This window comes from Bifidobacterium favimelis, assembly GCF_037963085.1.
GTDB classification, from domain to species: Bacteria; Actinomycetota; Actinomycetes; order Actinomycetales; family Bifidobacteriaceae; genus Bombiscardovia; species Bombiscardovia favimelis.
Map to the genome: position 1 here is coordinate 1 of NZ_JBANDZ010000004.1, position 8,264 is coordinate 8,264.

The 8,264-nt window shown below is 61.4% G+C and carries 8 protein-coding genes; 5 read left to right on the plus strand and 3 right to left on the minus strand.

Annotated elements, in window-relative coordinates; all coding sequences use genetic code 11:
* Window positions 1–318 (minus strand): hypothetical protein (locus V6584_RS07820; RefSeq protein WP_340486370.1); only part of this gene is annotated, 318 nt, incomplete at its 3' end.
* 301 nt (window positions 319–619) lie between these two features.
* Here V6584_RS07820 and V6584_RS07825 point away from each other — a divergent pair.
* From V6584_RS07825 to V6584_RS07835, 3 genes are all read left to right on the plus strand, one after another.
* The gene (locus tag V6584_RS07825) at window positions 620–826 is read left to right on the plus strand and encodes a hypothetical protein (RefSeq protein WP_340486373.1); all 207 of its coding nucleotides are present in this window, start codon (window positions 620–622) and stop codon (window positions 824–826) included.
* Between the two features lie 598 nt (window positions 827–1,424).
* Entirely contained in the window at window positions 1,425–2,024 is a 600-nt protein-coding gene (locus V6584_RS07830; RefSeq protein WP_340470124.1) for an ABC transporter ATP-binding protein, read from the plus strand.
* Window positions 2,021–2,728: an FtsX-like permease family protein gene (locus V6584_RS07835; protein ID WP_340470125.1), complete on the plus strand. Its 708-nt coding sequence runs from the start codon at window positions 2,021–2,023 to the stop codon at window positions 2,726–2,728. Before V6584_RS07830 ends, V6584_RS07835 begins: the two co-directional genes overlap by 4 nt.
* Window positions 2,729–2,803: 75 nt before the next feature.
* Here the strand turns inward: V6584_RS07835 and V6584_RS07840 are convergent, their stop codons facing one another.
* Window positions 2,804–3,490, minus strand: coding sequence for a TetR/AcrR family transcriptional regulator (locus V6584_RS07840; protein WP_340470126.1), 687 nt, complete (start codon window positions 3,488–3,490; stop codon window positions 2,804–2,806).
* A 187-nt stretch (window positions 3,491–3,677) separates the two neighbouring features.
* Here V6584_RS07840 and V6584_RS07845 point away from each other — a divergent pair, with 187 nt between their 5' ends.
* Window positions 3,678–4,994 carry an ABC transporter permease gene (locus tag V6584_RS07845; RefSeq protein WP_340470127.1) on the plus strand — a complete coding sequence of 439 codons (1,317 nt, stop codon included), beginning with the start codon at window positions 3,678–3,680 and terminating at the stop codon, window positions 4,992–4,994.
* Window positions 4,991–6,964, plus strand: coding sequence for an ATP-binding cassette domain-containing protein (locus V6584_RS07850; RefSeq protein ID WP_340470128.1), 1,974 nt, complete (start codon window positions 4,991–4,993; stop codon window positions 6,962–6,964). Before V6584_RS07845 ends, V6584_RS07850 begins: the two co-directional genes overlap by 4 nt.
* Before the next feature lie 250 nt (window positions 6,965–7,214).
* Here the strand turns inward: V6584_RS07850 and V6584_RS07855 are convergent, their stop codons facing one another.
* Window positions 7,215–7,862: an SDR family oxidoreductase gene (locus tag V6584_RS07855; RefSeq protein ID WP_340470129.1), complete on the minus strand. Its 648-nt coding sequence runs from the start codon at window positions 7,860–7,862 to the stop codon at window positions 7,215–7,217.
* Window positions 7,863–8,264: the final 402 nt, after the last annotated feature.

The following is an 8,264-nucleotide window of genomic DNA, read 5'->3' on the forward strand; positions in this document are numbered from 1 at the left end:
ATCTGCGATCGCGTCATCCTGATTCGCCCAGAGCCCGGGATTGCCGACCTGAACGCCATACACATCCCTGACATCCACCACATACTTCTCCAGGCAGGCCTTATCATCGGCCGTCGTCTTCGCTAGGTTCTCCATATCTTCCTGCCCCCATTCCTTGGGGTAGTAGACCCCGTTGGGGAATTTGGCCAATCGCGTATGCACATGGCCCAGGTCCACCATGCACTGCTTGTAACGGGACCAGGCATCCTCATAATCATGCACGCTGATCGCCCCGTCACGCTTGGCACGCTCCAAGATCCCACGCTGATAATCAGACATCTGCGGATCATCACGAAACATCTGGTCCACCATCTCCCCGTAGGAGCCGGCCAACTTCCGACCCTTCGGAGCAGGATCGGCATGCCCGTCAGAAGCGTCAACAGAGCCGGAAGGGCTTGGAATATCAGCGCCAGAACTCTCACCGCCGGAACAGGAAGAGAGGAAGCAACATAATAAGGCAGAAAGAAGGATGACCAGACAAGATTGAGCCTTCGCGGCATTAAAGATGATTCTTATCATTGTTACCTTAATCCTGCGCCAATCAGTACCTGCAGATACCTACTGCACATAGCAATATAAAATGAATGGACAATCAGGTGCGGGAAGACATGCGGGCCTCCCTCCCAGCACCCTGACCGCCGAAGGCCTGAGCCGTCTGCACACCCACACCCGCCAGCAGACCCAACGACAACACAACTACAGCCACGGAACGGATACGCCTGCCCTGCTGATTGCCATGATCACCCCAATGATTGAAACCGAAAACCGGAAAACACACCATCGCTGAGGGCCCCGGACCAGAAAACGGCCCAGAAACCGGACCCGGCCTGCACGAGCAGGAAGAACAGCCAAAACCCCGTACAACCACCACACCGTTGAAAAGGAATATACCACAGCGAACATCCCCCGGACAAGAACCAACCCGAGAAAACCGAATCGCTCCGGCGCGCTTCCATTGAGAGAAAACGGCCTTTGCCACCTGCTCCATAGACTCCGTGCCTGCCCGCTGCGGCCCTTACGAACAATATGGCTGCCGGGCATCCACCCGCAAGCCGCCTTATACGGGAGGGTTCGCGCACATTTTCATGCAGCCGCGCTTGAATCATGTATGGATCGGGAAGCATCATCTTTTCCCTTGGAAACATAGAATATATCTGGTTTTTCTCCTTTGTTTCCCCGAAACAGCCCCTTCCCTCCTGGTATACTTATCTGAAAAGGCAGCTGGAGGCAAAGTAGCATTCACCGCCCACTTCACCCGAAGACGGGCGGGCCATCCAGGGGGGTGGCTGTCTTGAGTATGACTGAGGAGATTGAATCATGCAGTGCGGTGCCGCCCCTACCAGATTGCCGTCGTACGATTCACCCCCCATCGGCCGGTGGCAACCATGACCCTTTCGGTTTCCAATGTCGGTTATGCATACCCGTCCAGCGGGCGAGGGGTCTCGCATATCAATCTGCGGGCCAAGAGGGGCCGTCTGACCGCCCTGGTGGGCAGGACGGGCTGCGGAAAGACCACCCTCCTCGCCTGCATTGCCGGCCTGCTCGTCCCCAAATCAGGCACCATAACCTACGAGGGCAGTCGGTTGAGGAGTTGGCAGTGCGCCTCCCTTTTTCTGGAGGCTCCCCTCTTTGCCCGCCTAACAGTCTGGGAAAACGTGTCCCTTGCCCGCGGAGGGCCCCGGAGGACGGGGCGGGCACAGACCCTCCCCCTCCTGGATTATTTTCAACTGACCCCCCTGGCCGATGCCCTGCCCGGCAGGCTGACCCAAGGGGAGTGCAGGCGGGTGGCCCTGGCGGCCACCCTGGCCCTCGACCGCCCGGTCACCCTCCTCGATGAACCGACCAGGGGATTGGATGAGAACGACAGGAGAATCGTAATCGACCAGTTGACCCGGCATGCCCTGCGCGACGGAGTCACGGTCATCGCCACCCATGACCTGGAATTGATTGAAGAGTGCAGAGGAAAGGTGAGCATAGACCCATGAGGCATGGCCGCAGATCCCGAGATTTCATCAGAGGGGCTGACTGGCTGGCCCTCTCCATACGCAAGGGGTTCAATTCTTCCAGACCCCTCTTCCTGGTCTCCGCCCTGACTGCCCTGGTCATCTCCGTCGTCTTGGTCCCCTTCGACGGCGCACTGGACACCTCGGCCAACCTGACCGGGAAGGGCAGCCCGGGTGTCATGGCGAACCTGCTCACCATGGCCCCCTACCTGACCGTCCTGGTCTACCTTGTCTTCGCCCTCTTCTGCCTGTTCTTCGTCCGAAAGCTCCCGGACAGGGCCTTCAAAGGACGGCTGACGGAATTCGCCCTCCTGCGCATACGCGGATACAGCATGGGCGACATCCGCCGCCTGGTCCTGGCAGACATGGCCCTTGGCTCCGTCACCGGCACCCTGCTTGGCATCCTGGCGGGCTGGGGAATAGGGCATGCCCTGGCATCACGCATGACCTCCAACCTGGGGGAACATGGCGGAGGTCCGCCTTTCTGGCAGGAGGGAATGATCATACTGTCCCTGACGGCCGTGCTCATCCTCACACCACTATTGATTTTCCTGGTCACGGTCCGCCGCCATGTGTATACCGACCCTTTCAAACTCATCATGGAAGGCGAGCAGACCGACATGGGTCAGGCATCCGGCATCGCCGGCCATATGGACCCCGGGCTCAAACTGACATACAGGTTCTGACAGACCCCCGGCCGGATCGACCCCTGGCAGACCGCGACCCTTCCTGCCATGCGGCGGCTCTGATCCTGCCGGCTTTCAGGCCACGAGCCGATCGAAGGAAAGATCTGCACGGAGGTATCTGTCCACCACGGGTCCGACGACCATGGCCACCCCATCTGCCGGCATGGATGCCAGAGGTTCCACTTTGAAGACGTAACGGACGATGAGAAGCCCCAGAACCTGGCTGGCGGCGAACATCAACCTCTCGCGGAGGTGGTCGATGCCCAGCCGCTTCAGTTGTTCGCCGTCCAGTTCCCCCTTGATGAAGCCGAGCATGAGATCGCGCACATGGGGGTCGCCGCCGGCATTGCGCACCAGACCCAGATAAACGGCCCCCTCCGGGGTGGTCTCCACGAATCGCAGGAGGGCTTTGAGGAAGTCGACCCCGGTTACGGGGCCGGAACCCCTTCCCGCCTCCTGACCACCCCCGAGGAGGGTGTCGAGCAGCCGGCTCCCCTCGACGATCCGCCCGACGGCCTTGGTGAAGAGGTCGTCCTTGCCGCCGAAGTAATAGTGAAGGAGCTTGGGGTCACAACCGGCACGGGTGGCGATTCCCCTCATGGTCGCCCTGTCGAAGCCCTTGTGTGAGAACTCGTAGGCGGCGGCAACGAGTATGTCGTCGTAGGCTGTGGAGCCCTCATCGGCCCGTGGGCTCCCCCGGTGGTGCCGGTGTCCACCGCGAGGGAGACCTTCCTGGCCCTGCGCGACTGCCTTTCCACTCATTGCGGAACACCTCCCCTTGACCGAGTCCTTGCTGACGACCAGGCCATTTTATCAATCAAAGAAATATTCACCAACTGATGAATTCGGTGCTATCCTGTTATTCGCCAATCGAGGAATTACGGGAATCCGCTGATTCCACTGAGATGGCCGGGGGCAGGCCCCGGCCCGACATCAAGGAGGTGCGCCCTTGAAGGCGCTGATTGTAAAGGAATTCCGAGAGCTCCTGCGCGACAAGCGCACCCTGGCCATGCTGATTGCCATGCCCATCCTGCTCCTCTTCGTCTTCGGCTACGCGGCCAACCTCTCAGTCGACAGGGTGAAAGTGGCCGTGATAGGTGATGGGGCAGAGGCCTATTCCAGTGATGTCATGAAATACAGGGCGGCCAAGGACGGCATCGACATAGTGGACACCGATGCCGGCCAGCATGGGAAGGATGCAGCCAGTGACCTTCTGCGAGACAGAAAGGCCGATGCAGTCGTCCTGACCAAGGAGGACCAGGACGGTCCGCTGACAAAACGGTCGCATGTCTACATAGACGGATCCGGTCTGTTCGCAGCCCAGTCGGCCAAGCGCATCTTCCTTCAGGTGAACGCCGAAGACACCCAGGAGCAGATCAAGGAAACGCGGGACCGGGCCGAGAAAGAGGCAAAGGCAGCCGCCGAGTCCCAGCAGCAGAAGCTCAAGGACTACATGCAACAGCTCCAGCAATATCAGATCCAGGCTCAGCAATCCGCCACCCAGGGAAGACCCCTCCCCCGGATGCCCATGCCTCCCCAGGTGGATGGGGTCGGCCAAAACGGGCAGGCCGGTCAGGCCATCACGGATGAATCCTCCGATCTCCAGTCCTCCGCGCAGGACAACATGACCGTCCTGTTCAACCCTGACCTGAAGACCTCATTCGTCATGATCCCCGGTCTCATAGGTCTGATCATGACCCTGATAGGGACCATGATCACCAGCCTCGGCCTGGTCCGCGAGCGCGAACAGGGCACTCTGGAGCAGCTGGCCGTCATGCCCCTGAGGCCGGGTTCGGTCATCATGGGCAAGATCGCCCCTTACTTCCTCCTGGCCATCATCGACATGGCCATCATCACGGGAATCGGAATGGCCGTATTCGAGCTGCCCTTCAAGGGCAGTTTCTGGATCTTCCTCCTGGGGACCGTCCTCTTCCTCTTTGTGGTCCTGGGACTGGGCATCTTCATATCCACCATCTCGCAGAACTCGGGCCAGGCTGTCCAGATGGCCATGATACTGGTCATGCCCCAGATATTGTTGAGCGGCATTGTCTTCCCCCTGGAATCCATGGCTGCAGCGGTCCGCTGGATCGGTTACCTGCTGCCGCTGACCTGGTTCAACGACCTGGCTCAGGGGGTCATGCTGCGTGGGGCATCATGGGGTTCACTCTGGATCCCCCTGGTCATCCTGGCCGGTGAAGCGATTGTCTTCTTCTCGGCCTCGACCTTGAAACTGCGCAATCTGCTGACACACGGAGGTGCGCGATGAGCGGCGTCACGGTCACGCTGAATCGTGTGGATGTATCATTCGGGACGACCCGGGCCCTGCGTTCCTTCTCCGCAGTCTTCGAACCGGGTAAGGTCACGGCTCTGACCGGTGGCGACGGAGCGGGCAAATCGACCCTTCTCAAACTCCTGGCCGGGAGGGTGCACTCGGATGCCGGTTCGGTTTCCGGCCTGCCCCCCAAGGAGGAGATCGGCTACCAGCCTGCAGACTCCGGAGTCTGGCGGGACATGTCCGTGGAAGAGAACCTGCGTTTTGTGGCAGGTGTCTACAAAATGGACCCCTCTCATGCCCGTGACCGGATCGAAGCCCTCATGGCCAGCGCCGGGCTGACGATGGCCCGGACCAGGATCGGTCGCAACCTCTCCGGAGGCATGCGGCAGAAGTTGGGCTTCATCATGGCGGCCCTGCACGAACCCGACCTTCTTCTCCTGGATGAGCCGACGACCGGAGTGGATCCGGCCAGCAGGGAGGACATCTGGACCTTGATATCCTCCCAGGCCGCGGATGGCAGGACCGTCGTCTTCGCCACGACCTACCTGGACGAGGCCGAGCGCTCCTCCACCCTCCTTCTGATGAACAAGGGCCGGGCCCTGGCCGACGGGACCTCCGACCGCGTCTGCGCCCATGCACCCGGGAGCCTGTGGCAGGGACCTCTTGCCCTGGGAAGGGAGCTCACGGCCGTGTCGACCTTCGGCTCACGCCCCCAGGACCGTCCGGCCAACCTGTCATTCCACAACTGGAGGCGGGCGGATACTGCTTACATATGGACCGCCCCGGCCGACAGACGTGTACCCGATGGCTTCACCCGCTGTGACTTCGACCTGGAAAACGCCAGCATAGCCTACCTTCTGAACGACGATGAGGGGGCCAACGAGGAAGAAGACGGGTCGTCACGGCAAGCGGACGGCACACCAGGCCGGACCATGGAGGCTCGTAGCCAAGCGGGGTCTGCGACTTCCGAGATGCCCTCGCCGACTACATCGACATCCATGCAAGCGCGGACGGCCGCTCGGTCCCCACGGCCGACGACTGATGCCCGACCCCTGCTCAGGGCTGATTCGGTCGTCAAACGGTTCGGATCATTCACGGCCCTGCATGGCGTCTCCTTGGAGGTCATGCCCGGTCAGGTGATTGGGCTCATCGGAGGAAACGGAGCTGGGAAGACCACCCTGATGAGGATTCTGCTGGGGCTGGAACAGGTCAATCACGGTTCGGCGGCCCTCCTGGGGGCATCCCCCAACCTCGATTCCCGCCGTCATATAGGCTATGTTCCTCAAGGGATGGGGCTTTATCCGACGATGACCGCCCGCGAGAACGTACGCTTCGCCGCCCAGGTCTACGGGACCCGCCCAATCCAGTGGACGGTTGACTTCGCACAGTCCCTCGGACGCACGCCTACCGGAAGCCTCCCCCTCGGCTCCCAACGCCTCCTCGCCTATGCGGTCGCTGTGGGGCACGGGCCGGAACTCCTCATTCTGGACGAGCCCACGTCCGGCATGGATCCGGTGTCCAGGATGCGCCTATGGCGTGAGCTCCACCGGCAAGCGGACCTGGGGGTCGGGGTCCTGGTCACCACCCACTACATGTCGGAAGCCGGCCAGTGCGACAGGTGCGTAATCCTATCCCACGGCAGGGTCCAGACCCAGGGGACAGTGGACGAAATCACGAGGGGCCACCAATCCCTGACGGTCGAGACCGGTGACTGGGAAGAAGCCTTCCGCGCTCTCAGAGGGGCGAACCTGCCGGTCTCCCTGAACGGAACCACCCTGAGAGTGCCGGATACAGACGAGTCCGAAGTCAGGTCTGCCCTGGACCGTGCACCCGGACACCCCACCTATCGGCTCATCAAGAGCCGGGCCAACCTTGATGAAATCCTCACCCTGGGCTCGGCGGAGGGGGATCAGGACCAGGACATTGCCCCTGATCTATCCGGGGACCAGGTCCACCCATAAGCGACCCGCTTCTCCCGCCCGGACCTCCCATGACCAGACCCGCAAGGTCCCCCATCGCCGGGCCAAGCACAGCTGGCCCCCCGGCGGCTGCATTCCCGCCGGGGGCCAGCTCCCCCACCCGGGGAGTCAAGAAGGCGGAAATTTACAGAGGACTCCCCAAACAGGCGTCGCGAGGGCCGGCAGGGTCAAGGCAATAGGCCGGTGATACGGTCGTTCAGTCATACAGTCATACAGTCATACAGTCATTCATTCATTCAGTCAGCGCCTGCCCGATTGGAGTCAGACCGCCCACCATGTCGTAGACTCGGCCCACCGTGCCAGGCAGGTCGACGCATGCCGCCAGTGCGCCTGCCACGTCCGGGATGGGAATCGGCCACGGACGGGTTGTCCCGATCTGAATCTTCCCCGTCCCTTCCTCATCCACCAGGCTCCCCGGTTCTATGATCGTGTAGTCCAGGCCGGAATGCAGGAGGTGATCGTCCGCGACGAATTTGGCCACGTAATAGTCCGGGAGGGCTCTTATGGCCATCTTCGGCCCAGGTTCCTCCCACCTGGTCATGTCGGCCGCATACATGGCGCCCAGCATGATATAACGTTCGATTCCCGCCTTCTTGGCAGCCTCGATGGTCTTGATGGCACCGAGTGCATCGACCTGCATGATGTCTTCGCCACGAGAACCCGCCGTGAAGATGACCGCATCGGCCCCGGCCGCCTCGAAGGCCCGGATGATGGCCGAGAGGGGTGAGTGCAGATCGAGGACCAGCCCCTCCACATGTTCGGAAGGCTGTATGGCCCCTGCCCCCCTGGACGAAGCCACGACCTCATGCCCCGCATCCACCAGATCGCTGCATACCAACCTGCCGACCCTACCCGTGGCTCCTATGACGATGACTCTCATACCCACTCCTTTTGTTAAAGGTCCTGGGCTTGCCTGTGTTACGAGCCTTCTACCGACACTGCTCCGGCTGATCCAGCCTGGCGCTTGTCGGGTCTCATGACAAAGGCTGCCCGAAGCCGGCCGGTACGGCCCACAGGACAACCTTGGCTCCCGCCTGGCCCCTCAATACGACCCTACCCGCTCATAACCCACATCGGCAGCCAACGATGGGCCGATTGTCCGGGCTGGCGGTGTCGGCGGAACACCGCCATCGATGCATTCCATCCCCAACACTTGCTTGTACGTCATCGTGCATGGCAAGGTTACAGGGAATAAAGAGTAAATAGGGTTCGTGACCTTAAGGTCTGTTTTGTGTGTGGGTGTGGTTGGGGGCCGGGTCCGCGTGTGGCGGGCCCGGCCCCC